The 26,600-nt window shown below is 70.6% G+C and carries 29 protein-coding genes, 2 pseudogenes and 1 riboswitch; of the genes and pseudogenes, 12 read left to right on the top strand and 19 right to left on the bottom strand.

What is annotated here, in order from left to right:
* The first annotated feature begins 26 nt into the window (after positions 1 to 26).
* Positions 27 to 857, top strand: a complete 831-nt coding sequence (locus HNR00_RS10210) for a metal ABC transporter permease (protein WP_183568935.1) — start codon at positions 27 to 29, stop codon at positions 855 to 857.
* A gap of 10 nt (positions 858 to 867) precedes the next feature.
* Here the strand turns inward: HNR00_RS10210 and HNR00_RS10205 are convergent, their stop codons facing one another.
* Entirely contained in the window at positions 868 to 1,500 is a 633-nt protein-coding gene (locus HNR00_RS10205) for an exopolysaccharide biosynthesis protein (RefSeq protein WP_281383304.1), read from the bottom strand.
* A 416-nt stretch (positions 1,501 to 1,916) separates the two neighbouring features.
* Here HNR00_RS10205 and bcsS point away from each other — a divergent pair, with 416 nt between their 5' ends.
* Entirely contained in the window at positions 1,917 to 2,549 is a 633-nt protein-coding gene (gene bcsS, locus HNR00_RS10200; protein ID WP_246390498.1) for a cellulose biosynthesis protein BcsS, read from the top strand.
* On the opposite strand, the gene HNR00_RS10195 is transcribed toward bcsS, so the two are convergent.
* Positions 2,516 to 4,081, bottom strand: coding sequence for a cryptochrome/photolyase family protein (locus HNR00_RS10195; RefSeq protein ID WP_183568825.1), 1,566 nt, complete (start codon positions 4,079 to 4,081; stop codon positions 2,516 to 2,518). The genes bcsS and HNR00_RS10195 overlap by 34 nt on opposite strands.
* Positions 4,082 to 4,092: 11 nt before the next feature.
* Complete coding sequence (locus HNR00_RS10190) at positions 4,093 to 4,827, bottom strand: SDR family NAD(P)-dependent oxidoreductase (RefSeq protein WP_183568822.1); 735 nt, start codon at positions 4,825 to 4,827, stop codon at positions 4,093 to 4,095.
* Positions 4,828 to 4,961: 134 nt separating this feature from the next.
* Between HNR00_RS10190 and HNR00_RS10185 the strand changes: the two genes are divergently transcribed.
* Positions 4,962 to 5,828, top strand: a complete 867-nt coding sequence (locus HNR00_RS10185) for a formyltransferase family protein (RefSeq protein ID WP_183568819.1) — start codon at positions 4,962 to 4,964, stop codon at positions 5,826 to 5,828.
* A gap of 14 nt (positions 5,829 to 5,842) precedes the next feature.
* Positions 5,843 to 6,016, top strand: coding sequence for a DUF2256 domain-containing protein (locus tag HNR00_RS10180; RefSeq protein ID WP_183568816.1), 174 nt, complete (start codon positions 5,843 to 5,845; stop codon positions 6,014 to 6,016).
* A 27-nt stretch (positions 6,017 to 6,043) separates the two neighbouring features.
* Here the strand turns inward: HNR00_RS10180 and infA are convergent, their stop codons facing one another.
* Together infA and HNR00_RS10170 are read right to left on the bottom strand one after the other, a co-directional pair.
* The gene (gene infA / locus HNR00_RS10175) at positions 6,044 to 6,325 is read right to left on the bottom strand and encodes a translation initiation factor IF-1 (protein WP_056239380.1); all 282 of its coding nucleotides are present in this window, start codon (positions 6,323 to 6,325) and stop codon (positions 6,044 to 6,046) included.
* A gap of 322 nt (positions 6,326 to 6,647) precedes the next feature.
* Positions 6,648 to 7,769: a branched-chain amino acid ABC transporter substrate-binding protein gene (locus HNR00_RS10170; protein WP_183568813.1), complete on the bottom strand. Its 1,122-nt coding sequence runs from the start codon at positions 7,767 to 7,769 to the stop codon at positions 6,648 to 6,650.
* A gap of 187 nt (positions 7,770 to 7,956) precedes the next feature.
* Between HNR00_RS10170 and HNR00_RS10165 the strand changes: the two genes are divergently transcribed.
* From HNR00_RS10165 to HNR00_RS10145, 5 genes and pseudogenes are all read left to right on the top strand, one after another.
* On the top strand, positions 7,957 to 8,280 hold the full coding sequence (locus tag HNR00_RS10165) for an XdhC family protein (protein WP_183568810.1): 324 nt from the start codon (positions 7,957 to 7,959) through the stop codon (positions 8,278 to 8,280).
* An 8-nt stretch (positions 8,281 to 8,288) separates the two neighbouring features.
* Positions 8,289 to 8,993, top strand: a complete 705-nt coding sequence (locus HNR00_RS10160; protein ID WP_183568806.1) for an XdhC family protein — start codon at positions 8,289 to 8,291, stop codon at positions 8,991 to 8,993.
* A gap of 4 nt (positions 8,994 to 8,997) precedes the next feature.
* Positions 8,998 to 10,005, top strand: coding sequence for a molybdopterin-binding protein (locus HNR00_RS10155; RefSeq protein ID WP_183568803.1), 1,008 nt, complete (start codon positions 8,998 to 9,000; stop codon positions 10,003 to 10,005).
* On the top strand, positions 9,998 to 10,591 hold the full coding sequence (locus HNR00_RS10150; RefSeq protein ID WP_210306390.1) for a nucleotidyltransferase family protein: 594 nt from the start codon (positions 9,998 to 10,000) through the stop codon (positions 10,589 to 10,591). The genes HNR00_RS10155 and HNR00_RS10150 overlap by 8 nt, the downstream gene beginning before the upstream one ends.
* A gap of 163 nt (positions 10,592 to 10,754) precedes the next feature.
* Positions 10,755 to 11,156: pseudogene (locus HNR00_RS10145) on the top strand (hypothetical protein).
* A 129-nt stretch (positions 11,157 to 11,285) separates the two neighbouring features.
* Here the strand turns inward: HNR00_RS10145 and HNR00_RS10140 are convergent.
* From HNR00_RS10140 to HNR00_RS10110, 7 genes and pseudogenes are all read right to left on the bottom strand, one after another.
* Positions 11,286 to 12,446, bottom strand: a complete 1,161-nt coding sequence (locus tag HNR00_RS10140) for an acetyltransferase domain-containing protein (protein WP_183568797.1) — start codon at positions 12,444 to 12,446, stop codon at positions 11,286 to 11,288.
* Entirely contained in the window at positions 12,443 to 12,733 is a 291-nt protein-coding gene (locus HNR00_RS10135) for a hypothetical protein (protein WP_246390496.1), read from the bottom strand. Before HNR00_RS10135 ends, HNR00_RS10140 begins: the two co-directional genes overlap by 4 nt.
* Positions 12,730 to 14,217 carry an ABC transporter permease subunit gene (locus tag HNR00_RS10130; protein WP_183568792.1) on the bottom strand — a complete coding sequence of 496 codons (1,488 nt, stop codon included), beginning with the start codon at positions 14,215 to 14,217 and terminating at the stop codon, positions 12,730 to 12,732. The genes HNR00_RS10135 and HNR00_RS10130 overlap by 4 nt, the downstream gene beginning before the upstream one ends.
* Positions 14,214 to 15,608: a DUF3526 domain-containing protein gene (locus tag HNR00_RS10125; protein WP_183568789.1), complete on the bottom strand. Its 1,395-nt coding sequence runs from the start codon at positions 15,606 to 15,608 to the stop codon at positions 14,214 to 14,216. Before HNR00_RS10125 ends, HNR00_RS10130 begins: the two co-directional genes overlap by 4 nt.
* Positions 15,605 to 16,348, bottom strand: a complete 744-nt coding sequence (locus HNR00_RS10120; protein ID WP_183568786.1) for an ABC transporter ATP-binding protein — start codon at positions 16,346 to 16,348, stop codon at positions 15,605 to 15,607. Before HNR00_RS10120 ends, HNR00_RS10125 begins: the two co-directional genes overlap by 4 nt.
* Positions 16,348 to 18,489 (bottom strand): TonB-dependent siderophore receptor, encoded by a 2,142-nt coding sequence (locus tag HNR00_RS10115; protein ID WP_183568933.1) that lies wholly within the window; start codon positions 18,487 to 18,489, stop codon positions 16,348 to 16,350. The genes HNR00_RS10120 and HNR00_RS10115 overlap by 1 nt, the downstream gene beginning before the upstream one ends.
* Before the next feature lie 198 nt (positions 18,490 to 18,687).
* Positions 18,688 to 18,895: riboswitch (cobalamin riboswitch) on the bottom strand.
* A gap of 166 nt (positions 18,896 to 19,061) precedes the next feature.
* A pseudogene (locus HNR00_RS10110) lies at positions 19,062 to 19,277 on the bottom strand (integrase core domain-containing protein); the annotation flags it as partial.
* A gap of 341 nt (positions 19,278 to 19,618) precedes the next feature.
* Between HNR00_RS10110 and HNR00_RS10105 the strand changes: the two are divergent.
* The gene (locus tag HNR00_RS10105; RefSeq protein ID WP_183568783.1) at positions 19,619 to 19,870 is read left to right on the top strand and encodes a hypothetical protein; all 252 of its coding nucleotides are present in this window, start codon (positions 19,619 to 19,621) and stop codon (positions 19,868 to 19,870) included.
* A gap of 47 nt (positions 19,871 to 19,917) precedes the next feature.
* Positions 19,918 to 20,046 carry a hypothetical protein gene (locus HNR00_RS25785; protein WP_281383303.1) on the top strand — a complete coding sequence of 43 codons (129 nt, stop codon included), beginning with the start codon at positions 19,918 to 19,920 and terminating at the stop codon, positions 20,044 to 20,046.
* 469 nt (positions 20,047 to 20,515) lie between these two features.
* On the opposite strand, the gene HNR00_RS10100 is transcribed toward HNR00_RS25785, so the two are convergent.
* From HNR00_RS10100 to HNR00_RS25780, 5 genes are all read right to left on the bottom strand, one after another.
* Positions 20,516 to 20,899 (bottom strand): response regulator, encoded by a 384-nt coding sequence (locus HNR00_RS10100; protein WP_183568780.1) that lies wholly within the window; start codon positions 20,897 to 20,899, stop codon positions 20,516 to 20,518.
* Between the two features lie 51 nt (positions 20,900 to 20,950).
* Positions 20,951 to 22,864 (bottom strand): PAS domain S-box protein, encoded by a 1,914-nt coding sequence (locus HNR00_RS10095; protein WP_183568777.1) that lies wholly within the window; start codon positions 22,862 to 22,864, stop codon positions 20,951 to 20,953.
* Between the two features lie 246 nt (positions 22,865 to 23,110).
* Positions 23,111 to 23,326, bottom strand: a complete 216-nt coding sequence (locus HNR00_RS10090; protein WP_183568773.1) for a hypothetical protein — start codon at positions 23,324 to 23,326, stop codon at positions 23,111 to 23,113.
* Between the two features lie 18 nt (positions 23,327 to 23,344).
* On the bottom strand, positions 23,345 to 24,154 hold the full coding sequence (locus HNR00_RS10085) for a transglutaminase-like domain-containing protein (protein WP_183568770.1): 810 nt from the start codon (positions 24,152 to 24,154) through the stop codon (positions 23,345 to 23,347).
* Between the two features lie 188 nt (positions 24,155 to 24,342).
* Positions 24,343 to 24,585 (bottom strand): DUF6522 family protein, encoded by a 243-nt coding sequence (locus HNR00_RS25780; RefSeq protein ID WP_183568767.1) that lies wholly within the window; start codon positions 24,583 to 24,585, stop codon positions 24,343 to 24,345.
* Positions 24,586 to 24,977: 392 nt separating this feature from the next.
* On the opposite strand from HNR00_RS25780, the gene HNR00_RS10075 reads away from it, so the two are divergent.
* Positions 24,978 to 25,364 (top strand): VOC family protein, encoded by a 387-nt coding sequence (locus HNR00_RS10075; RefSeq protein WP_183568764.1) that lies wholly within the window; start codon positions 24,978 to 24,980, stop codon positions 25,362 to 25,364.
* On the opposite strand, the gene HNR00_RS10070 is transcribed toward HNR00_RS10075, so the two are convergent.
* Both HNR00_RS10070 and HNR00_RS10065 read right to left on the bottom strand, forming a co-directional pair.
* Complete coding sequence (locus HNR00_RS10070) at positions 25,355 to 25,573, bottom strand: hypothetical protein (protein WP_183568761.1); 219 nt, start codon at positions 25,571 to 25,573, stop codon at positions 25,355 to 25,357. The genes HNR00_RS10075 and HNR00_RS10070 overlap by 10 nt on opposite strands.
* A gap of 242 nt (positions 25,574 to 25,815) precedes the next feature.
* Positions 25,816 to 26,469, bottom strand: a complete 654-nt coding sequence (locus HNR00_RS10065; protein ID WP_183568758.1) for a DsbA family oxidoreductase — start codon at positions 26,467 to 26,469, stop codon at positions 25,816 to 25,818.
* Positions 26,470 to 26,600: the final 131 nt, after the last annotated feature.

The raw sequence follows: 26,600 nt of genomic DNA, 5'->3' as shown, positions 1-26,600 counted from the left end.
TCGGTCCCTTCGTCGAGTTCGGCTTCATGCGCCGGGCGCTCGCGGGCTGCCTCGCCCTGTCGCTGTCGGCGCCGCCGCTCGGCGTCTTCCTGATGCTGCGCCGGATGAGCCTGATGAGCGAGGCGATGAGCCACGCCATCCTGCCGGGCGCCGCCGCGGGCTTCCTCGTCGCCGGCCTGTCGCTGCCGGCGATGACGCTCGGCGGACTGATCGCCGGCCTCGCCGTGGCGCTGGCCGCCGGCTTCGTCACCCGCTCGACCGTGCTGAAGGAGGATGCGAGTCTCGCCGCCTTCTACCTGATCTCGCTCGCTGGCGGCGTGTTCCTCGTCTCGCTGCGTGGCTCGCAGATCGACCTGCTGCACATCCTGTTCGGCACGGTGCTGGCGCTCGACGACGACGCCCTGACGCTGCTCGGCGGCATCGCGAGCCTGACGCTTCTAGCGCTGGCCGCGCTCTACCGCCCGCTGGTGATCGAGTGCGTCGATCCGCTGTTCCTGCGCACCGTCGGGCGCGTCGGCGGCCCGGTGCATTCGGCTTTCCTGGCGCTGGTGGTGATCAACCTCGTCGGCGGCTTCCAGGCGCTCGGCACGCTGCTGGCGGTGGGCCTGATGCTGCTACCGGCCATCGCCGCCCGGTTCTGGGCCGCCGACCTCTCGGGGCTGATCCCCGTCTCGATGCTGATCTCGATGCTGGCGAGCGTGACGGGGCTGCTCGTCTCCTACCACGCCGGCATCCGCCTCCCGACAGGGCCGGCGATCGTGCTGGCGGCGGGCGCGCTCTACCTCGTCTCGATGCTGGTCGGTCCCCGCGGCGGCCTCCTCCGCCGCCTCGTCCGGCGGCGCCATCTGGAGGCGTGAGCGGGCCCCCTTACGAGGCCAGCCCCGGAATCGACTGGCTGAGCCAGTGCAGCGCGCTCATCACGCTGGCGAACAGGGTGTAGACGAAGCCGATCGAGATGCCGACGCCGACCCCGCCGATGACGACGCCGATCAGGACGACGACGCCGTCGCGCTCCACCAGCCCGAGCCCGATCAGCGAGACCGCGAGCCCTAGGGGGATCTGACCGAAGAAGGGCGGCGCCACGATCAGCGCCAGCGCCATCGCCAGGATCAGCACGCCCGTGCCGCGCATGCCGAGGGCGGTCTCGAACACGCTCATGCGCGGCTTCGACCAGCGCTCCAGCCGGCGCAGCAGCGGCACCGCGCGGGTGACCGCCTTGGCCACCGTCTCGCGGGCGACGGACTGGCCGAGCACGCGCTTGGGCAGCCACGGCGAGGACATGCCGGCCACGATCTGCACCGCGATGACGAGCAGCAGGAGCCCGCAGACCAGCGGAATCGGCGGCGGCATCGGCAGACAGTTGGGCAGGCCGAGCAGAACCACGAGCAGCGCGAACGCGCGGTCGCGCAGCACGGCGATGATGTCGCCGACCGTCAGCCGCTCGCTCTCCTGGCTCGCAAGCAAGGTGAGAACATCGGAGGTGCGCGCAGCGGAGGACAAACCGGCTCGGCCATTGGCTTCGGACAGGCGCGGCTCTAGCCCAAGCTGAACATTCCGCCAAGCGGTTCCCGCCGCACCGCGTCAGACGACGTGCGGCGAATCACTCCCGCGGCAAGCCGGGCTTCAGTCATAATCCTGAAGTTGGAATGTCGATCGAATTGATAACTTAGAGATTATCCCCGCGCCGAAAACAGTCAATATTTCATAAACTTCTGGTCACAGCCTGAGATTGTGACAGATCTTTGCGCTCTCGGCATGACGGCGCACGACCACCGATGGGGAGCGGCACCCGCGCAAGAAGGGGCGACGGCAGGATCCCGGCCGCACGGCAGACGGCGGCCCGCCTCGTGCGATGGCTGTGGGCTTCGCTAGCTGCGGCTTTGGCCTGGAGCCCGGCCTGGGCGGAGGAGACGGGTTTGCGCACCGTCCTCTTCAGCAGTCTGGAGGCCGGTTCCTCCGCCTTCTCGACCAGCGGCGCCAAGGTCGCCTTCGACCGCTTCGATCGGGACGGACCCGTCGTGCTGGTGAGTGCGGGCAGCGGGGTGCGGCTGGAAGGTGGGGGCCGCCTGCCGGTGCTGGTGCGGACCACCCTGCTCGGCGCGGCGCTCGGCGGCTACCAGTTCGTCCGGCCCTGGGGCGTGGTGACGGTGATGGCGGGGCCCGAACTCTCCGCCGAGATGCTGACGGGCGCGGGCGGCGCGGTGATGCTGCCCCTGCGCAGCGGCGTGCGACTGCACGGCGAAGTCTGGGCACGGCCGACGGAATCGACGCTGGCGACCGCCACCGTGATCCTCGGCTCGGCAAGGGGCGATGCTTGGGCCCGCCTGTCCTGGGGATATGCCCTGTTCGGCGCCTATCTCGGCCCCGAGGCGGCGGCCTACCTCGACCACACCGGCTACCGGAAATGGAGCGTCGGGTTCCACGCGACGGACTACGCCCTCGGCGGCTACCGCTTCCGCCTCTCGGCCGGCTGCCAGTTCGAGGGGCAGGCCGACGGGCGCACCCGCCCCGGCCCCTATCTCGGGCTGGCGATCTGGAACGCGCTCTGATCCGCCGATAGCGTATCGAGGAAGCGGCTGGCATCCGCCGTAATCTCGGCCCGGCGCTTCGGCCCGAACCGCTCCAGGGTTCGGTAGGGCATGCTCAGGCGCGGGTTGCCCGACAGGCGCTCCGCGTTCTCGATCAAAAAATTCCAATAGAGGTAGTTGAACGGGCAGGCCGTCAGACCGGCCTTCAGCTTCACGTCGTAGGCACACCCGCGGCAATAATCCGACATCCGGTCGATATAGGCGCCGGACGCCGCGTAGGGCTTGGAGCCCATCACCCCGCCGTCCGCCCACAGCACCATGCCGTGGACGTTGGGCAGTTCCACCCACTCGTAGGCGTCGGCATAGACGACGAGGTACCATTCCTCGACCTGCGCCGGTGCGATCCCGGCGATCAGCGCGAAGTTGCCGAGCACCATCAGGCGCTGGATGTGGTGGGCGTAGGCGTGGTCGCGGGTCTGTCCGATGCAGGCCTCGAGACAGGCCATCTCCGTCTCGCCCGACCAGTAGAACCACGGCAGGTCGCGCGTCGCCGAGAGCGCGTTGCTGCGGGCGTAGTCGGGCATCCGCGCCCAGTAGAGGCCGCGCACGTATTCGCGCCAGCCGAGGATCTGGCGGATGAAGCCCTCGGCGCAGTTCAGCGGCACCCGGCCCTCACGATAGGCGCGCTCGGCGGCGCGGCAGACCTCCTCCGCGTCGAGGAGGCCGGCGTTCAGCATCGGCGAGATCAGGGCGTGATAGAGGAACGGCGCGTTTGTTCGCATGGCGTCCTGATAGTCGCCGAAGCGCGGCAGCCCCTCCTTCAGGAAGCCGGCCAGAACTTTCAGCGCGTCCTTCCGGGTGACGGGCCAGGAAAAACCGTCGAGCCGGCCGAAATGGTCGCCGAACTCGGCCTCGACCAGTTCGATCACCTCCCGCGTGATGGCGTCCGGCTGGAAGGCGAGGCGCTCCGGCGGCTCCAGAGATTTCGGCAGGGCCTTTCGGTTCTCGGCATCGAAATTCCAGCGCCCGCCCTCGGGCTCAGCCCCCTCCATCAACAGGCCGGTGCGCTTGCGCATGTCGCGGTAGAACGTCTCCATCCGCAGGCTCTTGCGCCCTTCCGCCCAGGCCTCGAACCGGGCGCGCGAGCAGAGGAAGCGGTTGTCCTCGCGGATCTCCAGCGGCAGGCTTTCCCGCCAGTCCTGCATCATCTCCCAGACGCGCCACTCGCCGGGCTCGGTGACGACCACGCGCTCCGGCGTGTGGCGTTCGAACGCCCGCTCCAGTTCGCCGCCGAACGAGCCGGTGTTCTCGGGGTCGCCGAGGCGCACGTAATCGACGGTGACGCCCTCCGCTTCGAGATCGCGGGCGAAGTGGCGCATTGCCGCGAACAGGAAGGCGATCTTCTGCTTGTGGTGGCGGACATAGGTCGCCTCGGCCCGCACCTCGACCATCAGGACGATGTCGGTGTCGGGATCGAGGTCGGAGAGCGTCGCGATGCGGCGGTGAAGCTGGTCGCCGAGGATCAGGCGAAGGGTCTTCGAACCAGTCTTCACCACCGGAATCCTCAGCCCTTGGTGCGCAGGCGCGAGCGCCCGCCATCGACGCCGACGACCTGTCCGGTGACGTAGCCGGCCTGCGGGCCGACGAGGAAGGCGGCGAGTTCGGCGACATCCTCCGGCTCGCCGAGGCGCTGGAGCGCGTGCATGCCGGCGATCCCCGAGGCCAGCGCCTCGTTGCGGGTGATGGATTCGGCCAGCGGCGTGCGCGTCAGCGAGGGCGCCACCACGTTGACCCGGATCGCGGGCGCCAACTCGGCGGCGAGCGACAGGGCAAGCCCCTCGACGGCGCCCTTCGCCAGGGCGACCGAGGCGTGGTTGGCGAATCCCTGCGCGACCGCGACGGTGGAGAACAGCACCACGCCGGCCGTGCCCTCTCCGGCCCCGGCCTTGAGCGCTTTGGCCGAGGCCTGCACCGCCAGGAAGGCGCCGAGCGCGTTGATGCGGAAATCCGCCTCGATCCGCTCAGGGGTGAGCTTGGCCACCGGCGCGAGCTGGATCGTGCCGACCGCGTAGACGAGACCGCCGAGGTGATCCCCCGCCGCCTCGGCGACGCGGGCGAACAGGCCCGGATCGGTCACGTCCCCCGCGGTGAAGCCGGTCTCGCCGAGTTCGGAGGCCGCCCGTTCCAGGCGCCCGGCATCGCGGCCGACGAGGTGGAGCGGCACGCCGTGGTCCCGCAGGAGGCGGGCCGTGGCGCCGCCGATGCCGCCCGTCCCCCCGTAGATCACCACGCGATCCATTTGCCCGCACCCCTCCGGCTTCACCTGTGTCGCAAATCGGCTAGCTAAGGCCCGGCGGCCCGCCGTGGAGTTGGGCGAGCCCGCCCGTCCCCGGCGCCTAAGGTCGCAGGCGGATCAGCGAGATTGGGCCCGAGATGAAATTCGCGTTCGCCGGCATCGACTTCCTCGGCTCCGTCTTCGACGGGCTGGTCGAGGCGGGCTGGACGCCGGTCAAGCTATTCACCCGGCCCTGCGACGCGATCTACGACCACAACGACGTCGTGGTGGCCCATGCCCGGCGCCACCGCATCCCGATCCAGCTCTCGCGCATCCTGCCCGACGACATCGAACGGCTCGCAAAGGAGCACGGGCGCGACGTGGCGCTCGTGGTGGCGGGCTATCCCTGGCTGGTGCGCGGCTGGCACGGGCGGGTGCGTTTTGCCCTCAACATCCACCCCTCGCCGCTGCCGACGGGGCGGGGGCCCTATCCGCTGTTCCGGGCGGTGACGGACCGCTACGAGAGTTGGGGCGTGACCGCCCACGTGCTGGCCGAGCAGGGCTTCGACACCGGCGACATCCTGGCCCAGGACCTGTTCCCGACCGACCCGCGCGAGAGCCACGAGACCCTGCTGGTCAAGTGTCAGATGGCGGCCCGCCGCCTCGCCCTCGGGCCGATCGGGCGCGAACTCTCCGAGCGCTGGCGCCGGCCCGAGCCGCAGGGCGACGGCTCGTACTGGCCGCGGGTGACCGACGCCGACCGCACCCTCGATTTCCGCCAGGACGTGGACGAGGTTCTGCGCCGCATCCGCGCCTTCGGCCGGATCGAGACGATCGCCAAACTCGGCGACAACCGCGTCTTCGTGGCGGAGGCCGAGGGCTGGCGCGAGGCCCACCGCCATGCGGCCGGAACGGTGACGCATCGCCACCGGCGTCAGGTCGTGATCGCCGCCCGCGACGGCTACGTGCTGCTCACCCGCTGGAGCCCGGTGCCGCTCGCGGAAGTGCCCCATCTCGGGCGCTGAGACGGGGAATCACCGTGCCGCCGATGCGCCGGAAGGGCGATCTCCCGCAGAAGATCTGCGCGCAGTGCGGGCGCCCGTTCGCGTGGCGCAAGAAGTGGGAGCGGGTCTGGGAGGAGGTGCGCTACTGCTCCGACCGCTGCCGGGCGGAAGCCAAGCGCAAGCCCAGCCCGTCCGCATCCGACCGCTGAGGCCGCCGTTCTCCAGACGATACCGCGTCAGCGGCGACGGAACTGCTGGCCGCCGCGCTGAGGCGGGCGGGGGCCGGTCGGGCCACGCTCGTCCTTGTGGCGGAACACCAGGCGGCCCTTCTCCAGATCGTAGGGCGACATCTCGACGGTGACGCGGTCTCCGGCCAGGGTCTTGATGCGGTTCTTCTTCATCTTGCCGGCCGTGTAGGCCACGATCTCGTGCCCCTGGTCGAGCTGAACCCGGTAGCGCGCGTCCGGCAGGATTTCGACGACCAAGCCGTCGAACTGCATCAGTTCTTCTTTTGCCATACACTCGTCTCCGGCCGAGCCGCCTGCACGGGGCGCGCCGGCCAATCTGAAAAATCTGTCGTGCAGAACGCGCAGATCCGCGGGTCCGATCCGCCGAGCGTCGGGCTCGGGGTGCGCGAGGCGCGGGCCGGGCGTCAGGTGCCGCTCGCGAAATTCCCGGTGAGCCGAGCCATCGTCCCGGCATCACAGCCGGGGCGGCGGGCGCTTCGCGAAGGGCACCAGCCCCGCGACTTAAGCGTCGGAGGGGGTTTGCGCAAGAATATGCGGCGCCGCACGCGGGCTTATCGTCAAGAGAAAGCTCGCACCCGACCGATTTTGCGGCTTATGGGGCGGTCTCGGTGCCCGCGTAGTCGATCCGGCCGTCGGCGAGCTTGCGCCACGTCGCCACCGCGAAGGGCGGCCGGGCGAGGTCGCCGCGGGCGTCGAACGCGACCTCGCCGATGAGCGTGCGCAGGAGCGCCCCGCCGTGGAGATGGGCCGCGACCTTGGCCGGATCGGTCGAGCGCGCGCCCTCGGCGCCCTGCCGGATCACCTCGATCGCCGCGTAGGCCGGCCCGGCGAACATCTCGGCCTCCGGCGTGCGCGGTGCGCGGGCGGCGCCCCGGACGTCCGGCAGCCGCGAGGGCGACGGCGCCAGCGTCATCAGCGTACCCTCAGCGGCCGGGCCGGCAACTTGCAAAAAGTCCTTGTCGAGGAGGCCGTCGCTGCCGATCAGCGTCGTGGTCAGGCCCGCCTCGCGCATCGCCTTGACCAGCGGGGCGGCGGGCGCCTGGAGGCCGCCGAAATAGACCGCCTCGATCCCGAGCGCCCGGAGCTTGGCCACCAGCCCCGCTACCTCGCGGTCGTCGCGGGAGACGCCCTCGAACAGCCGCTCGCGGCCCCCGCCGGCCTTCAGCGCGCGGGCGGCCTCGTCGGCGAGCGCCCGGCCGAAGCTGGTCTTGTCGTGGACGATCGCCACCGGCCGGTCGCGGAAGCGCTGCGCCAGCAGCGTGCCGCCCAGCGCCCCCTGCTGCGCATCGCTGCCGGCGAGCCGGAACAGCAGGCCGGCGCCCCGGCGCGTCAGCGGCGCCCAGGTCGCGCCGGGCACGACCGAGACGATGCCGGCCTCCTCGTAGATCGGGCTCGCCGCGGCCGCCGCCCCCGAATTGAGGTGGCCGACGACGAAGCGCACGCCCCCGCTCGCGAGCTTGCGCGCCGCGGCCAATGCCTGCTTGGGGTCGCCCCCGTCGTCCTGCACCACGAGCTGGATCTTCTGCCCCAGCACGCCGCCCGCGCGGTTGATCTCGGCCACCGCCTGCTCGGCCCCGAGCCGGGCGCCCTGGCCGAAGCCGGCGTCAGGGCCCGAGAGCGGGAGGGCCAGCCCGATCCGCAGGGGCTCGGCGGCCTGCGCGGCCCCGGTCAGCAGCAGGAGGGCGAGGGCCGAGCGCGCGATCCGTCCCGTCACAACGATGACCCTTCCCGAACGGCGAGGTGATCTTGATAAGGCCCGCCGCCGCCCGCGCAAGCGGCCTGTCGCGCCGCATTGCGGAACGGCGCCGTGCGCCTACCTGTCGGGGATGGGCCGCTCCGACACAAGTCGATGTCTCAAGTCAATCTTGGGCGAGCGGACCGCACGATCCGAGACCCGAAGAATGCTCTCCACCGAGGACGACATCCTGCGCGCCGCCGAGGCCTGGCGGCGCGAGGGCCGCGCGGTCGCGCTCGCCACCGTGATCGAGACCTGGGGCTCGGCCCCGCGCCCGGTCGGCAGCCACCTGCTCATCGATGCGGACGGCCGCTTCCTCGGCTCGGTCTCCGGCGGCTGCGTCGAGGGCGAGGTCATCACAGAGGCGCTCGACGTGATCGGCGACGGGCAACCCCGCACCCTCGAATTCGGTGTGGCCGACGAGACCGCGTGGCGGGCCGGGCTCTCCTGCGGCGGGCGCATCCGCGTCTTCGTCGAACGGGTCGATTGAGGGTAACGATGCGCCTCGACACCCTGACCGCCCTCAACGCCGAGCGCGCCGCCCGCCGCCCGGCCCTCGTCGTCACCGATCCGGCCGACGGCCGCCAGCGCCTCGTGCGGGGTGCCGAGATCGACGCCGATCCCCTGGCCGAGGCGCTGCGCAAGCGGCTCGCCAGCGGCGCCAGCGGCCTCGTGGAGGATCCGCAAGGCCGTCCGCTCTTCGTCGCCGTGCACGCCCCGCCCGTGCGGCTCATCGTGGTCGGCGCGGTGCACATCACCCAGGCGCTGGCATCGATGGCGGGCCAGCTCGGGCTCGACCTTACCGTGATCGATCCGCGCACCGCTTTCGCCACGCCCGAGCGCTTCCCCGGCGTCACGGTGATCGCCGAGTGGCCCGACACCGCTTTTCGGACGATCGCGCTCGACACGTACACCGCGCTGCTGGCCCTGACCCACGATCCCAAGATCGACGATCCGGCCCTGAGCGCGGCACTCCGGGCGGACTGCGCCTATGTCGGCGCGCTGGGCTCGCGCAAGACGCATGCGCGCCGCGTCGAGCGGCTGAAGCAGGCCGGCTTCGCAGACGAAGAGATTGCCCGCATCCACGCACCGATCGGGCTCGACATCGGCGCCGTCTCCCCCGCCGAGATCGCGCTGGCAATCCTCGCCCAGGTGATCGCGACCCTGCGGCGCGAGCGGATTGCCGCGCGGACGGGAGCCTGATCCGATGCGGTTCGGACCGGTCGCCACGCGCGACAGCGCGGGCCTGATCGCGGCCCACACCGTGCGGGCGGAAGGCGCGACCCTGCGCAAGGGCCGGCCGATCCCGGCGGAGGAGGCGCGGGCTCTCGCCGAATCCGGCCACGGCGAAATCATCGCCGTGCGGCTCGATCCGGGCGACGTCGGCGAGGACGAGGCCGCCGCCCGGCTGGCGCTGCATCTGGCCGGCGAGGGACTGGCGCCGGAGCGGGCCTTCACCGGCCGCTGCAACCTCGTGGCGGGGGCGGCGGGCGTGCTGCTGGTCGATCCCGCCGGGATCGATGCGGTCAACCTCGTGGACGAGGCGATCACGGTGGCGACGCTACCGGCCTTCCGCCCAGTGGCGGCGGGCGAGATGGTGGCGACGATCAAGATCATTCCCTACGCAGTCGCCGGCGCCGGCCTGGAGCGGGCGCTCGCCGCCGCGCCCCGGCCGCCGCTGCGGCTCGCGCCCTACCGGCTCAAGCGCGTCGGCGTGGTCTCGACGCTGCTGCCCGGCCTCAAGCCCGCGACCGTGGCCAAGACCCTGCGGGTGCTGGCGGATCGGCTCGCGCCGGCGGGTGCCGCGATCGTCGCCGAGACCCGCGTTCCGCATACGGCCGCCGCGGTGGCCGAGGCGCTGACCCGGATGGCGGCCGAGAGGTGCGACCTCGCCGTCGTCTTCGGCGCCTCGGCCATCGCCGACCGGCGCGATGTGATCCCGGCCGGGCTGGAGGCGGCCGGCGGCCGGGTCGAGCAGTTCGGCATGCCGGTCGATCCGGGCAACCTCCTTCTGCTAGGCCATCTCGGCGCCATGCCGGTGATCGGCGCGCCGGGCTGCGCCCGCTCGCCGAAGGAGAACGGCTTCGATTTCGTCCTGCACCGGCTGCTCGCGGGGCTTGCCGTGACGCGGGCCGACATCGTGCGGATGGGCGTCGGGGGCTTGCTCAGCGAGATCCCCCAGCGCGGTCAGCCGAGGGCGGGTGAGGATGCCTGAGCCCCGCATCGCCGCGGTAATCCTCGCCGCCGGGCTCGGAACCCGGTTCGGGGCACAGCCGAAGATGCTGGCGCCCTTCGCCGGCAAGCCGATGGTGCGGCACGCGGCGGAAGCGGCCCTCGCCTCGGCGGCGCGGCCGGTCGTGGTGGTGCTGGGCGCCCATACCGGGCCGGTTGCAGCGGCGCTCGAAGGGCTCGACCTAACCCTGGTGGAAAATCCCGATTTTGCCGCCGGACTCTCGACCTCGCTGAAGGCCGGGCTCGCCGCCCTGCCACAGGAAACGCAAGCCGCCCTGGTCCTGCTCGGCGACATGCCGCGGATCGGGGCGGCCCATATCGACGGGCTGATCGCGGCCTACCGGGCCGCCGAGCCGAGGCCGAGTGCGGTGATCCCGGTCCGGGATCAACGCCGCGGCAACCCGGTCCTGCTCGATCTGAAGGTGCTGAAAGACGCTCTGAAGACCCTTTCCGGTGACCGCGGCGCCGGTCTGCTGTTGAGCCGCCGGACCGACGTGCTGGAGGTGCTGGGCGACGCGGCCACGGGCTTCGACGTGGACCGGCCGGACGGGCTCGTCACGCAAGCGTAGCCGGATCGCGCTCACAGAGACGTGTCCGGGGTCGCCCATTCGTGATTTCGGCGGACACGCGGTGTGGCCGCGGCGGCCTAGCAGCCGCGATCACGATCCCTATGCATGAGAGCCTGTTTGGCTGGGCGGCACAGTTGCGCGTTGGCTTCGTGAGGAGAAGCCGATGAGGACGGACGCAGATCGTAAGACGTATCGGGATCGAGGTGGTCGCTACCCGAGCGACCTGACGGATGCCTAATTGGGGACGGTCGCGCCGCTGCTGACCGGAGACGCAGGCGGTGCGGCAGAAGCGCGGGCGTCCGGCCGAACCCAAGACGGCGATCCTGGACTCGCGAGACGCGTGGCATCGGCGTCACAAGCCGGGGTGCGTGGCACCGATGGCGAGAAGAAGGTTCCTTCAGACAGGCTCAGGATGAGAGCGACCTTCGGCACGCTGACTACGCGTTACCGCCGCCTGACCCGGCATTGGGAGCAGAGCCCGACCGCCGCCGAGGATGCTGTCAGCATCGCCAACTGCCACCGCCTGCTCCGTGCCGATCACCGCGCCCAAGACTGGCAGGCATAGTCAAACAGGCTCTCATACTAAGTTGCACGGGACAGGACCGATGGTCCTGTCCCGTGAGTCCGGCGGACGGCCGCCGCCGCGCAGTCGTGCGGGCAATCGGCGACGAGTCATGATCATCGCCGATCGGTATCAGAGGTAGCGCAACCAAGCCCCGCCCGCATGGCGCTTCAGCCTGACCATCGAACGGCAGACGGCCCAGAGGGGCCATGCGAGAATCGCGGCGACGAGCCAGATCTGCAGCGCCGAGCCCAGCTCGACTCGGTTCGACGGTCCGGCGAAGCCGAGGTTGGCGGCACCGTCGTGAAGCAGGCGCAGCAGCCAGAGATGCACGAGGTAGAAGAACAGCGGCGCGCCGCCGAAGGTGCGCAGGCCGGCCAGCGCGCGGTCCGGTACGGTTTCGAACAGGGCGAGAAGCCAGAGGCCGACGCCCAGCGTCATCAGCAGGTAGTCGGCCGAGGGCGGATATTTGGTGAGGTTGACGAAGGAGAGGGCCGTGAGCAGGGGCGTTTCGCCCGGCTGCCACGACACCGGGTCGCCGTAGCCGTTGAGCCCGCGCAGGACGACGAAGGCCGAGAGCGCGGCGCCGCCGAGCGCGAGGAGGCGGGCGCGGCGATCCTTCGGTGCGACCGAGCCGGCGAAGACCGGTCCGAGGAGGTAGCCCGCGGCGGCCGCGCCGATCCAGGGCAGGACGGGGTAGGAGGTGCGCGCCATGCCGCCCCAGGGCAGTTCGATCAGCCCGCGCTGGTGCAGGATCGACCATACCACGTAGCCGGTCTCGCCGGGTTCGAGCACGAGCCCGTCGAGGCCGTTGTGGCCGAGGACGAGAGCGGCGGCGGCGAGGACGAGCAGGGCCCGCGGCAGCCAGAGCAGGGCGGCCAGCGCCACCATGCTGAGGCCGATCGCCCAGATCACCTGCAGATAGAGGATCGGCGGGAACAGGCTGCGGGTCCAGGCGAGGTTCACCAGCGTCACCTCCAGCACGATCAGCAGGAGCCCGCGGGTGAACAGGAACGCGCCGGCGGCACGCACGCCGTGCTTCTGCCCGTAGAGATGGGCCGAGAGGCCGGTGAGCAGAAGGAAGACCGGCGCGCAGAGATGCGAGGCCAGCCGCGTCACAGCGAGACCGGGTGGCGTCGCGGCGAGATCCATGGGATCGCGCACCGGGACGTGCAGGTAGAAGAAGTCGCGCACGTGATCGACGAGCATCAGCAGCATGACGAGCCCGCGCAGGGCGTCGATGGAGGCGATGCGGGCCGCGGCGGGCGTTCCGACGGCGGGTGAAGGGGTCATCGGCGCGGTGCGTTTCCGAGGCGGTGCAGGAGCTTGCGGACGTCGGCGGGCGTCCAGACGGTCCCGCCGCGCGGCTTGCGGACGGCGCGGCGGGTGAGTTCGCGGGCGAGGATCTGCGCCGTCCGCCCGGCCTCGCCGGCGATGGTGTCGAGCACCGGCACGAGGCCGAGCGCGTAGCGGCGCGCCCGCGCGGAAGCCGCGGCGCGGCCGGCCTCGCCGGATCGGGGACCGGACCGTGCCGCGGGGGGCGGGGCCCCTGGTGCGCTCCATCGGGACGCGACGGTCATGCGGGCCATTCGGTCAGGCGCCGGAATGCCAGGGCCACGAGGAGAAGGGTCGCGACCGCGAGGCACGCGAAGGTCAGGAGCGCCTGCCGCCCGGCGGCCTCCCGCGTATCGGCGGGGGCGAAGGCCGGCACGGCATCGTAGGCGTCGAAGTCGAGTCGGGCCGGGCAGCCGGCGCAGACGGCGGCCGGGCTGACGGCCTGGGCGAGGATGCGCGGCTCGAAGAAGCTGCGCAGGCCGCGCCGGAAATCGGCGGAGGCGGCGAGGAACTCCGCGTGCCGCCCGGCATCGGTGCCGGCGGCGGTCTCCAGGGCGAGGGCGAGGGCGGTCGCGGGCGAGAGCAGCGCGAGCCGTCGGCTCCAGGCTGCGGCCGTGAGCGCCTGCGCGCGCGCCGCCGCGCGATGATCCGCCAGGGCCGCGTCGTAGGTGGCGTCGCGGGCGAGGCGCTTCAGCTCGGGCCTGTCGGCGAGATCGAGCCGGCGCGCATCCTCCGGGAGCTTCGCGGCGAGCCAAGCGGCGGTGACTCTCCGGGCCTCGTCGCCGGCATAGAAGCGGGCCTGCGCCTGCCGGCTCGCGTCGATCGCGGCGATCCGCGACGGAGCCGGCGCCAGGGCCTCGATCGCGAGGCCGAGCGCGGTCGGCAGGGCGATGGTGAGGCAGGCCCAGGCCAGCACGAGGGCCGCCAGGGCCGCCACGGCCCCGCGCCACAGGCTCGCGGCGAGCGCGCAGGCCGCCACCCAGAACACGACGTAGGCCGCGAGCGCCGCCGCGAGAAGCGCCGCCGTGCCCCACCAGCCGGCGAGGTCCCCGAGGCCGCCCGAGAGCCAGAGGCCGGCCACCGTCCCGCCGAGCACGCCCGCGACGGCGACGAGGGCGGCGGCGGCGAATTTGGCGCCGGCCACGTGGCGCGGACGCGTGGGCTGCGCCGCGATCATCCGCAGGATGCCGCTGTCGTGCTCGGACGAGAGGCGCGTGCCGGCGAGCGCGATGATCGCGAGGGGTACGAGGACGACGAGGACGAAGGCGAGATCGAACGGCCCGAGCCGCAGGGCGGCCGCCGAGCCGATCTCGGTGGCGGTGTCGTCGAACACCGTGCTGAAGCCGAAGCCGATCTTCGTCACCGCCGGCTGCACGTCGGACTGCCCGGCGGCGAGGACGGCGAGCGGCGTCGGCGGCTTCACCGCGTAGGCCGCCATGAAGTAGCTCATGTAGCCGAAGGCGTCGGTCGGATCCTGCCAGTAGTTCACCGTGATCGCGGCGGGTTGGCCGTAGCGGAGATGCGCGGCCTTGGCCTCGCGGACGGCCCGCTCGCCATCGGCGGCGGCGGCGGCCAGCGCCGCCCGCTCGGCGGCGACGCGCCCGGCACCGGTCCAGGCGGCGAGGCAGAGCGCCGCGACGAGGCCGGCGAGGATCGCCCAGGTGAGGCGCTCGCGCAGGATCAGGCGGAGTTCGGCCGCGAGCAGACGGGGAAAGCGGGCGGCGCTCACGGCTTCAGCCTCCGGACCAGGGGCACGCACAGCCCGGCGAGCCCGGCGAGCCAGAGGGCGAGCACCAGGGTCGGCACGACGGCATCGGCCAGTCCGCGGCTCAACGGCAGCGGCGCGTGGGCGAAGGGCGGGATGTCCCGCCACAATTCGGGGCCGGCCACGAGCGTCGCGCCCCCGCGCTGCGGACGGTCGCGGATCTCGGCGTTCATCCGCTCGGAGATCGCGCGGCGATAGGCCTCCGCGGTCCAGACGAAGTGGGCGTGCTGGGCGAAGTCGGTGCCGGCGAGCGTCTGCGACAGGGCCTGCAGGGCGACGCGCGGCGAGAGGAGGCCGGCCCAGGCGAAGGCCCGTTCCCGCGCCGCGAGGCCGTCGAACAGCGCGCCGAACTCGCGGTCGTAGAGCTCGAAATGGTGCTCGTCGTTCTCGACCATCATCAGGCCGCGCAGATCGACGGGCAGCGCGTCGGCCTCGCTCACGCCGTAGCGCGCCAGGACCTCGCGGGTGCGGCTGTCGTTGGCCTCCGCCGTCCTGTGGGGGCGCAGCTCCGCGTCGATGCGGGCGCGAACCTCGCGGTGCGACACGGCCGGCACGAGAGTCTCGACCGCGGCGGTGGCGAGGCGGGGCGCGGCGATGCACAGCCCGACCCAGATCACGAGCGCGGCGGCGAGCGCGTGGCGGGCCGTGCGGGCGACGAGCGACACGAGCATCGCGACGAGAAGGAACAGGGCGGCGTAGGCGAGCTGCGCCGCGACCCAGGCGAGCAGGCGCGGCCAGGCCTGCCATCCGGCGGCGTCCCCGCTCAGGGCCGCCAGCGCGCCGATGCCGAGGAGCGGCAGGCCGACGACGAGAACGAGGGCGAGCAGCAGCGCGGCGAACCGCCCGGCGAAGAGCGGTCCCGGCGCGATGCCGTTGCCCAGCGCGAGGCGGAGGGTGCCGCGCTCGCGGTCGGCGGCGAAGGCGGAGAAGCCGAGCAGGATCGCGGCGAGCGGCACCACGAGCCCGACGATGTCGGCGACGCTGCCGAGGCCGGCGCGGGCGAGCGGGCCGGCCTCCTGCACGGCGCGGTAGACCGCGTCGTTGAAGACGTGGGCCTCCACCCGCACCATTCGCCCGGTATACGGCTCGCTGCCGGGATCGAGCACGGCGAGCGGCGCCGAGGGCTTGAACACCCACAGGCCGAAATGGTCGGCCGAGTGCGGGTTCTTGGCATCCTGCCCGAGCCAGCGCGCGCGCTCGGCGGCGGTGACCGCGTCGACTTGGTGCCCGTAGCGCACGGCGTCGCGCCATGCGCCGAGCCCGGCGACGGCGAGGAGCAGGGCGAGCACCGCGCCGATCCAGCGCAGCCGCGCGTCGCGCAGGCACAGCGCGAGTTCCGCGCCGATCCTCTTCATGCGGCACCCTCCGCGAGGCGGTCGATGTAGAGGCGCTCCAGGGCGACGTGGTCGAGGGTCTTGGGGTCGATCTCCTCGACGATCCGCCCTCCGCTCAGCACGCCGACGCGGCCGGCCATCTCGCGCACCCGGTAGAGATCGTGGGTCGCCATCAGGACCGCGGTGCCCCGCCCGGCCGCCGCGCGAATGGTGGCGGAGAAGTCCGCCGCGGCGCTGGGGTCGAGGCCGGAGGTCGGCTCGTCGAGCAGCAGCAGCCGCGCCCGGCGCGCTAGCGCCACCGCGATGCCGACCTTCTGGCGCATGCCCTTGGAGTAGGCGCCGGCCTTGCGCCCATGGGCCTCCGGGGCGAGCCCGGCCTCGGCGAGGAGGGCCCGCGCCTCGTCCTTCGACAGGTCGAGGCCGGCGAGCGTCGCGAAATAGCGCAGGTTCTCCACACCCGAGAGGCCGGGATAGAGCGCGACCTGCTCGGGGATGTAGGCCACGTGCCGGCGCGCGCCGACGGGGTCCGCCCCGGCATCGATCCCGCAGACCCGGACCGATCCGGCCTCCGCCCGGAGGAAGCCGAGGATCAGGTTGATCGTCGTGGTCTTGCCCGCCCCGTTGGGGCCGAGCAGCGCGAACACCTCGCCGTCGCCGAGGCGCAGGTCGAGCCCGGCGAGTGCGGTGCGGCTCCCGAAGCGCTTGACCGCGCCGTCGATCGCCAGGACCGGCGCGTCGGCTGGAAGAAGGGTGGCGCCCATCAGAACCGCACCGTCATCGTGCCGGTGAAGCGGCGCGGCGAGCCTGGATAGACCCGGAACTGATTGAGCGAGCTTTCGTAATACTCGCTGTCGAACACGTTCTCGACGTTCAGCCCGAAGCGGAAGTTCTCGTAGCGCCAATAGGCCAGGGCATCGACGGCGACGTAGGCCGGCAGACTGAAGGAGTTTTCGGAATTCGCTGCCCGGTCGCCGACGCCGCGGACGCCGCCGCCGAGTCCGAATCCTTTCCAGGGCCCGGCTGGAACCTCATAGACGGCGAGCAGGCTGCCCGAATGGCGCGGCACGTTGATGAGCGGCGTGCCCGGAGCCAGCCTCGGATCCAGGGCCTTCGTGATCACGGCGTCGGCGTAGACGTAGCCGGCAAGCAGCTTGATCTCCGGCGTGATCTGGCCGGCGGCGGTCAGTTCGAAGCCTTCGCTGCGTGCGCCGCCCACGGCCACGGAGAAGCCGGTGCCGCCGGGCTGCGGCGTGAGCACGTTCTGCCGATCGACCCGGAACAGGGCCGCTGTCAGGCCGAGGTTGCCGCCGAACAGGTCGAGCTTGGCGCCGACGTCGTAGCCGATGCCGGTCTCCGGCGCGAAAGGGCCGGATGCCGACGAGGCGGCGGCGTCCGGGCCGATATTCGGCCGGAAGCTCGTGCCGACATTGGCGTAGAGGGCAAGTTCGGGGGTCGGCTGGTAGACGAGGCCGGCGCGGGGCGTGGCCGCGAAATAGGTCTGGTCGACCTGGGAGCGCGGGGTGCGCTCGCGGAACGACTGCTCGAAGAAGTCGAAGCGCGCGCCGACCAGCGCCTTCCATTCCGGACTCAGCGCGATCTGGTCCTGCACGTAGAGGGCAGTGTTGGTGATCCGCTCCAGGTTGTTGCGGAAGCGGTCGATCGGCGGCAGCGCCTGCCCGTATTGCGGATTATAGATGTCGATTTCGTAGGTCGAACCCGGCCGGATCGTGGAGCGGTTGTAGACCGTCCGGCTGTCGGTGCTCTCGCGCTCGAAACCGAGCAGCAGCGTGTGGCCGATCCCCGCCGTCTCGAACCGGCCGACGAGTTCCGCCTGACCGATCGCCACGTCCCAGCGGTAGTCGCGCAGGTTGCGGTCGCGGGAGGCAACGCCTTTGTCGGTGATGGCGCGGATCTCGGCGGATTCGCCCTCCAGCGTACCGGTGTTGAAGTAGGTGGCGAGCCGCATCTGCCAGTCGGCGTCGAAGCGGTGATCGACCCGCACCTGCATCGAGTTGTTGGTCTGGTACGTGCTCTGGCCCGGTTCGCCGAGGAAGCGCGAGATCGGGATGACGCCGAGCCGCCCACCCACCGCGACGACGCCGCGGTCGAACACGATGCGGTTGCGCAGGAACTCGGTCTCGACGGTGATCTTGGTGTCGGGCGTGACCTGCCAGGAGATCACCGGCGCGAAGAGCAGGCGATCGCCATCCACGAAATCGCGAAAACTGTTCTGGCGGCCCGCCGCAAGGTTGAAGCGGTAGAGCAAAGTGCCGTCCTCGTTCAAGGCGCCGCCGGAATCGACGGTGCCGCGGACCTGCTCGAACGAGCCCCACAGGCCGCCCATCTCGACGAAGCGCTCACGCGTGGGCTGCTTGGTGATGATGTTGACGAGGCCGCCCGGATCGCTGCGCCCGAACAGGCCGCCGCCGGGCCCTTTCAGCACCTCGATGCGCTCGACGTTCTGGGCGTCGGGCGGCGGCGGGAAGCCCCGGTTGAGCGGGAAGCCGTTCTTGTAGATTTCCGAGGTGGTGACGCCGCGGATGGCGTAGCTGAACACGGTCAGGCCGCCGAAATTGTTCTGCTGGGCGATTCCGGGCGTGTAGTTGAACACGCGGTCGACGCGGGTGGCGGCGAGGTCGGTGATGACCTCCCGCAGGGCGACGGTGACGATCTGCGGCACGTCGCGCTGGGGCGTGTCGGTCTTGGTCGAGCTGACCGCCCGGTCGGCCCGGTAGCCCGGCGTCGGCCCGATCAGGCCGATCGTACCGGAGGCCACCGTCCGTCCGGAGGGAGGAGCGTTGCCGCCGCCCCGCCCCGCGCCCTCTCCGGCGACCGAGATCTCGTCCAGGGTCGTGCTCTCCTGCGCGCGGGCTTCGAAGCCCGGCGCACCGGCCGAGAGCAGGGCGGCCAAGGCGAGGCGCGGCGCGCGACGCCGTCCGGCGGATGCGCTCGCCGGCGTGGAGGTTGGGGCTATCGGGCTCGGACGAAGGGTCACCAAGGCGCTCAAGGTTGTCGAGCGGCGGCCGTGCGGATGCCCTCGCGGGAACCGGCCTGATCGGCCGGGCCCGCTCCTGCGCTCCGCCGGGACACCCCGCCCGAGAGACGTGTCGTTGCCGAAGGCAGGTCTCCTGGCTCGCGGGTCGGGGCCCCGGCCTGGCCTTCCCGGTGCATGGCACCAGTGACCCGGACGGCAGGGGCTCGCCGCTCACAGTTGCGGGGACAGCTTCGGCCTCGCTCCGGAGAGCCCACCGAATTCCCTCTTCGCCCACGGACCGAAACCCGCGGGAACCTTGGCCCTGAGAAACTTGCCGATGGGGGCGCCCCGGTCAAGGTGCCGCGATGCACAATGAAACAATGTTACACAGTTTGTGTCCTGGGGAACACAGGGTCTGGCGCCGACGGAACGACCGCTTCCTCTCCCTGGAGTGCGCCCCCGGCCGTGGACGGCACGCGTCGTGAGGATCGACCCGCCACCATCGGTAGCCGGACGGCCAGATCGGGGAAGCCGACAGGCGCGGGCGGCCGGTAGCCGAGCGGCGAATCCGGCCGGACGCGGTTGCCGGTGGTCTGCCCCAGGGCGATCACGGCCTGGGTTTCCTCGAGCGAGGAGAAGATCTCCTGCCTCGAGCCCTCGTCGCGCCGCGTGCCGTCGAAGCTCTCACAGTCCCCGTTCTCCCATGGCGCGCCCGGCTGTGCGCGAGCGCGGTGACGCGGCGGGTCGCCATAGCGGCCGCACTCGGAAACCAGGGCAAAGACGGTGCGGGTCTGCGCATCCTCGTCGGCCGGCACGGTCCAAAACCAGCCGGTCAGGTCAGGCCCGGCGCCCGCGACGGCAACAGATCATACCCGGCGCAATTACCGTAGAACGGGAGCGTGTCGAATCGGATTGACCTGGAAAGATTTTCACCCCTTCGTAAAGGCTATCTTTCCCCACCAAAAAGGCGCAGTGTCGGATCACCATCGGAAGAGCGACACTCAGGCTCCGATGGCTGAGGGCGCATGATGTCCCCGCCTGGATCATACAGGCGGGCATGATGACCAATATTATCCAGTTGAGCGATCACGGCGGTGGCACGCCGGGCTACCGGCTCTACGATGTCGGACGGACCGGCCGCGAGGGAGCCGGGCGAACGCTGCGCGCACGGAACGACATCGAGGCGAAGGCGGTCGCCCTGACGCTGCTGGACGATCATCCGATCGAACTCTGGGACCGGACACGCTTCATCGTCCGATACTGGCCCGGCAATCTTCCGATGGCGGTCTCGATCGAGGCCCGCTCGTGAACGCGCATCGCGTGCCGTCCCGACATCCCTGAACGAGGAATCACGACATGGCCAGCGAGAAGAAGCGCGGAAACCGCGAGACGAAGAAGCCGAAGAAGACGATCCCGAAGGTCATCGCCGCCGCGCCGGCGAACAAGGGTGCAGTCTCCACAGCGACGAGATCAGGCAGCCGCTGACGTCGTCCTCATTCGAATCCGCATGCCGCGCGGCTTATTTCAACGGCCCAGGCATGTGGCTAGGCTGCTCGACACTGGACCCCGGCGATCTATACGATCATCATCGCTGAGGGCGGGAGGGGGCAACCCTCCGCCTCATCCGGGTCGAGCAGCCGCACGGCCGACGTCGCGGGATCGCGGGTCCGGGGGCCGCGTCCGTGCTCATTCGGCGCCGACCGAATGAGCAGGAGCGTGTGCGCGAAGGAGCCCGCGAAGACGCCCGGCACGCGCTGCGGCGTGAGCACTCCGATCGTCACGCCCGCGAAAGGCCGGCCCGGCACATCCCCGACCGGTTTGCGCGCCTGAAGCGGTCTTATACCAAGTTGCACGGACCATGACCGATGGTCCTGTTCCGTGCGTCCGGCGGACGGCCGCCGCCGCGCCGTCGCGCGGGCAATCGGCGATGAGTCATGATCATCGCCGATTGGTATTACGCGGAGTTGCCGCACACACCCATGTCGTGGATCAGCCGCGCCAGCGCCCGCGCGTAGTAGGGCTTCGGGAGAAACCGCGCGTTGTCCGGCATTTGCGCGGCCGTGAGCGCGACGTTGCCGGAGACGATGACGATCGGCAGGTGCGTCCAGCGGCGGCGGACCTTGTAGGCCAGGGCCAGCCCATCGAATGCGCCCGGCATCAAGACATCGGTGAACAGCAACGTGATCGCGCGGCCTTCCTCCAGGCAGGCCAGGGCGGCCGGCGCCGTACTGGCTTCGAGCACCTCGAATCCCGCATCGGCGAGGATGTCGGCCGTTTCCATCCGCACCAGCGGCTCGTCTTCGGCCACGAGGGCGACCGCGTTGGGGGTGAAGGGCATGGACGGAAAGCTTTCTGCCGGATCGGCCGAGTCATGTGCGTTGGGGCAGCGTCACGCGTCCAGGCGCAATCCTGCAATCGGTGCCGTGAAGGTGCAGCGGACCCCGGTGACGGGGTAGACGAGCGCGACCGCCCCCCCGGCCAAGCCGCGTTGGATCAGGCGGGAGCCGAATCCCTTGCGGGTCGGCGGCGACACCGGAGGCCCGCCGGTCTCACACCATTCGAGCCGGAACTCGGCGGCGTCGCCCTCACCGTGAAGCGACCAGCCGATCGAGATATCGCCCTCGGGTACGGACAGGGCGCCGTACTTGGCCGCATTGGTCGCGAGTTCATGCAGCATCAGCCCGAGCGACAGCGCCGCCGCGGGACCGATGGAAAAAGCCGGGCCGGCGACCTGGAACCGACCGCCCGTGTCGTCGTGCAGGCTCAAGGCGCTCTGCACGATCTGATCCACGCGGGCGCTGTCGTTCGGACCGGAGAGCAGGACGTCGTGCGCCTTGCCCAGTACGATCAGCCGGGCCGTGAGCGCGTCCCGGGCGGCGTCGAGGTCCGGGGTGTTGCGCAGGGTCTGCGAGGCGATCGACTGCACCAGCGTCAGGGTATTCTTGAGGCGATGCGACAGCTCGCGGTTGAGGAGGTCCTGATTCGCTTCGGCGGCCTTGCGGTCGCTGATGTCGGTGACCGCGACCACGGCGCCGATCGTCTCGCCCCGATCGTTCTCGATGGCCTCGCCCGAGATCGCGATCCAGCGCCGCGTCCCGTCAGGCCGCTGATACTGCGCTTCCAGCGAAGCCTGCTTGGTCTCTCCGCCGGTGATCTGCGCCAAGGGATAGTCCCGTGCCGTCACGAGGCGGCCGTCGGCGTGATAGGCGACGAACCCGCCATAGGCGTCGCTCGACGCGGCGTAGAGCGTGTCGTGCCCGAGGATGTCGGCCAGACACCGGTTGCCCATGAGGATGCGGCCCGAGGGGGCTTCGGCCAGCAGGATGCCGACCGGCACGGTTTCCATCACCGTGTTGAGCCGCGCCTCGGTCGCGATGCGGGCCGCCTCGGCCAGCCGCCGCGCCGTCACATCGACCACCACGCCGGGATAACGCAGCGGCCTCCCGGCCCCGTCGTGATAGCAGCGGCCCCGCGCATGAACCCAGGTGACCGAGCCGTCGGCGTGGCGCAGCCGGTACTCCTCGCTGAAGTCTCCCGCCGTCTCGATCGCCTGCCGGATGCGGGCGCCGACCCACTCGCGGTCGTCGGGATGGATGCCCCCCACGAAAGCGGCCAACGGCGCGCCTCTTGCCGCCTCGGCGGGATCGACCCCGAACATCCGGGCGAAGCGCTCTCCGGCGTAGAGGCGGTCGGTCGGGATGTCCCAATCCCACCAGCCGACGCTGCCGGACGCATCGAAGGCGAAGGTCAGCCGGTCCTCCGAGATCCGCAGGGCGTCGCGGGCCGCCTTCAGTTCCTGGTTGACCTGCCGCCCGCGCAGGACCGTCGCCACCTGACGTCCGAGCCCGCGCAGGCTCTCGGCCTGGTCGGCGGTCAGGCCGTCGGGGCGCGGGGTCCGGTCGATCACGCACAGGCTGCCGAGGGTCTGCCCGTCCGGAGCGTGCAGGGGCACGCCGGCATAGAAGCGGATGAAGGGGTCGCCCGTCACGAGCGGGTTGTCGCGCGTGCGCGGATCGAGGCTCAGATCGGAAATGGTCAGGATGTCCGGCTCGCTCAGGGCGTAGGCGCAGACCGAGGCGTTGAGGCCGGTTTCGCAGCGTGGAAAGCCGACGCGCGCCTTGAACCACTGCCGGTCCCCGGCCACGAGGCTGACGAGGGCGACCGGCACGTTGCAGACGAGGGCGGCGAGCTGCGCGATGTCGTCGAACTCGGCCTCCGGCTGCGTGTCGAGCAGGCCGAGCGACGCGAGGCTGGCGAGCCGCAACGGGTCGTGGACGAGGGACACGTGAGACGGTTCGGACATCGGACAGCGCACAGGTCGAGATCGGCCTTCTAGCCCGCCCGGCCCGTGCCGTCCCGTGGAATCGCCCGGGGCGCACAATCCAAGGGTTCGACAAAGATCCTCAAGATCGGCAGGCGTCGTGGCGCCGTCACCGCCCCGGCCTCGTCCGTCGCGACCTGCGGACACGGCGTCCTCACCGGACACGACATCCCGCCACGGTCCGACAACGCGGGACGGCCGTCTCGAGGATCGGCTCCGTCGGCGGCCTCAACGCCCGCCGTGGTCGGTCGCTTCGAGGTCGTCGTGCTTCGCGTCGTCCCAGCCTTCGAACCATTCCAGCGCTTCGTCCGACAGTTCGGGGAACGGGTTGTCGGCCCGCAGCACGCCGCCGCGGTGCGCGTCCTTTCCGTTCCGGAAGGCCTCGTCCAACGCGACATCCGACATACCGGTCCCCTTGTCTGGCCACGTGAATTCGTCGTGCATCCGTCGGCAGACGGCGCATCAATCGGCCGCCTCCTCGGTCGTGACGCGGAACCCCGTGAGCGTGTTGGCGCCGAAGGTGAGGGTCAACGGGACATCGGCCGCGTCGCGGCCGTGCGCGATCAGGATCCGGCCGATGCGAGGGCTGTTGTTGCGCGGATCGAAGGTGTGCCAAGCGCCCGCGAGATAGACTTCCATCCACGCCGCGAAGTCGCCGGGCGCATGCGGCAGCGGCAGGCCGATATCGCTGACATAGCCGGTGCAGTAGCGGGCCGGGATGTTCAGACATCGACAGAACGTGATCGCCAGATGCGCGTAATCGCGACAGACGCCGCGTTGCTCGTCGAAGGCTTCGGCGGCGGTCCGGGTCGGCCGCGAATGCTCGTATCCGAAGGCGATGCGCTCGTGCACATAGTCGCAGATGGCCTGCACCCGGGACCAGCCCGCGGGCAGGTGTCCGAACAGGTCCCAGGCGGTTTGCGACAGGCGGTCGGTCTCGCAGTACCGGCTGCCCAGCAGGAACTGCAGGATGTCGGACGGAAGGCGTTCGACCGGTATTTCCTGCGAGGCCTGCACGGTCGGATCCCACAGGCCGTCGTCGCGCACCACCGTATCGGTGCGGAGCGTGAACCGGCCGGCCGGCGCGATCATGCGATTGCACCAGTTGCCGAAGCCGTCGCGATAGCCCTCCAGCGCCACGGAGGGCGAGGTCAGAAGGTAGTCCGGCCGCTCGAGATCGGAGAACCGCGAGGAGTGGACGTTGAGCAACGCAATGATCGGCGTGGCTTGCGGGAACTCGTAGATCATCTCGCAGCCGACAAGAATGCGCACTACTCTCTCCGTATCGATAGGATGATTTGACAATCAGACGAAATTCGTCGGCGCTTAAGCAGAAAAAATCAATGGCCTTTTACGGACAATGATCGCCGCATCCCGGACAATTTCCGGAACCATTTCGCGCTTGTGTCGTGTCGATCCGTAAAAATATCGCCGACGGCGTCGCTTGCTCTGACATGCGTTCAGAACGAGACCTCGCTCATCAAGGTGCCCCCGTCATCGAAGGTTCCCTGCCATGCGGTGCCGGCGGCCTGGACCGTGATCCGTGATCGTCCCTGGTCGAGGCCGCTGCCGGACACGATCGTCGTGGACACCAAACCGCGCCGCATCTGACTGAGCAGGTGGCTGGTCGCCATGCCGAGCCGCTGCGCCAATTCGTTCGGATCGACGAGCCATGCACCGTCGGTGTCGAGTTCGTATCGCACAATGCACCCTTCGCATGGCAGACAAAAAGGCCGAGCGCGAGCCTCAGACGACAATGCCCACAAAACTTGCAAAGTTCCAGAACTATTTCAATGATCGCATTACAGCTCTTTCGACAGTGAAGTGCGCGCTGCGTGTACGGCGATTTTCGTCGCAGAAGTCTCGATAATGTTCTGCCATCGCGGCGAAGCGCGCAGGGATCGAACCGCCTTCCGCCTCGGTGGAGCAGAATATCGAGCGAAAATCGTCGGTTTCGATACGGGGCCGCCCGCGCGGGCGGGGTTCAACTGCGAGAGGTTCCGGCGCTTCTCGGTGACTCGGGACCGATTGCGGCGCCGCTCGTCCTCACGTCGGGCTACGGGTATTCCGTACCGTCGCTTTCCGGAGAGCCCGCATGTTCACCCACGTCATGATCGGCAGCAACGATCTCGAGCGAGCCAGAGCCTTCTACGATGCCACCTTCGCCGCCCTGGGCGGCCGACCCGGCCGGATGGATGCCCGGGGCCGGCTCATCTACACGCATGATGGCGGGCGGCTGATGGTCACCACACCGATCGACGGCCAACCGGCGACCGCGGCCAATGGCGGGACGATCGGAATCGCCGCGGCGAGCCGCGACCACGTCCTCGCGTGGCACGCGGCCGGCACCGCGCATGGCGGCATCGCGATCGAAAGCCCGCCCGCCGAGCGTCCGAACGGGGCCTTCGTCGCCTACTTGCGCGATCCGGACGGGAACAAGCTCACCGCGCGAACCGCACCGCGCGCGCACGTTCAGGCGTGAGGGCGCCGCTCGTCGCGCCATTCCTTCACCGCGCGCCGCCGCGCGTCGAAGGTCTCGCGCAGGCGCGTCCCGGCCAAGCCGCTCGCCGTCGGTCGGAAGCCGTGGCGCAGCACCGCGTCCGGCCCGTAAGCGCGGATCATTTCGGCGCGCCACGCGCGGTCCGTGATCGCCAGCGTCGCCTCGGTTTCGGTCAGGCGGTTCGGCATCATGATGGCTGTTCCTGACGAGGCGGGGGTGTATCGAGCGAACGTGCAGGATGACGAGACGATCCGTCCGTCATTGAAAGTCAGCGCGGGCCGGCCCCCGGTCGGGCCCGGCGCAGGACGCCCGCTCGAGCCTGCGCGTCTAGAGCGCATTCCGACGAAGTGGATGCCGGTTCGTCGAAAGAATGCGCGGCAAAATAAGATGTTGGAGCCGTATCCGACCTGATGCAATCAGGTCGGATACGGCTCTAGCTCGCCCGACGATGCAGGATGGGGTCGTCGAGGAGGCCCTCGACCATCCGGCGCAGCGCGGCCTCGTTCGAGGTGGCGGGCAGGACGCGCTCGTCCACCACGAGGCTCGGGATCGAGCGGATGCCGAGGATGCGCGCGCGCCGCCGGTCGGCCTCGACCCGGGCCCGCGTCTCGGGCCGCCGGGCCGCCGCGCGGAACGCCTCCGCGTCGAGGCCGACGGCGGCGGCGCAGGCATCGAGCACGGCCTCGTCGCCGACGTTCCGATTCTCGGTGAGGTGCGCCGCCTGAATGCGGTCGAACACGTCCCAGTGCGCGGCCTGCCCGCCCAGGATCTCGGCGGCCTTGCAGGCCAGCGCGCCCGGAAGCCCGTGCGGGTACTCGAAGGGCTGCGCCCGCATCCCCTCGACGTCGATGCGGCCCGGCCGGTCGTCGGCGGCGGCGCACTGCACCCAGTGCCCGAGGATGATCTCCTTGGCGGCGGGCATCGAGCCGAACACCTCGGTCATCCGCTCGCGACTGTCCTGAAGCACGAAGCAGCGGTGCTTGATCTCGACCGGAAAATCCTGAACGAGACGGCGCAGGCGCGGTGACATGACGAAGCACCAGCCGCAGACCACATCGTGAAAGAATTCAATAGTAAGCCGGTTCATCGATCTTCTCCGGTCATCGTGAGCGATCGGAATGTGTGTCCCGCGACGGGGCATGAACAGCAAATTTTATTGGGGATGCTTGCCGATTCCGGTCATGCCCGCCGCCTGCCGGGCCGGGCCCGGCCCGGAGA

The sequence above is a fragment of the Methylorubrum rhodinum genome, assembly GCF_014199935.1.
Taxonomy (GTDB): Bacteria; Pseudomonadota; Alphaproteobacteria; order Rhizobiales; family Beijerinckiaceae; genus Methylobacterium; species Methylobacterium rhodinum.
The sequence above is the reverse complement of the archived record's forward strand: the minus strand, read 5'-3'. Positions and strand labels throughout refer to the sequence as shown.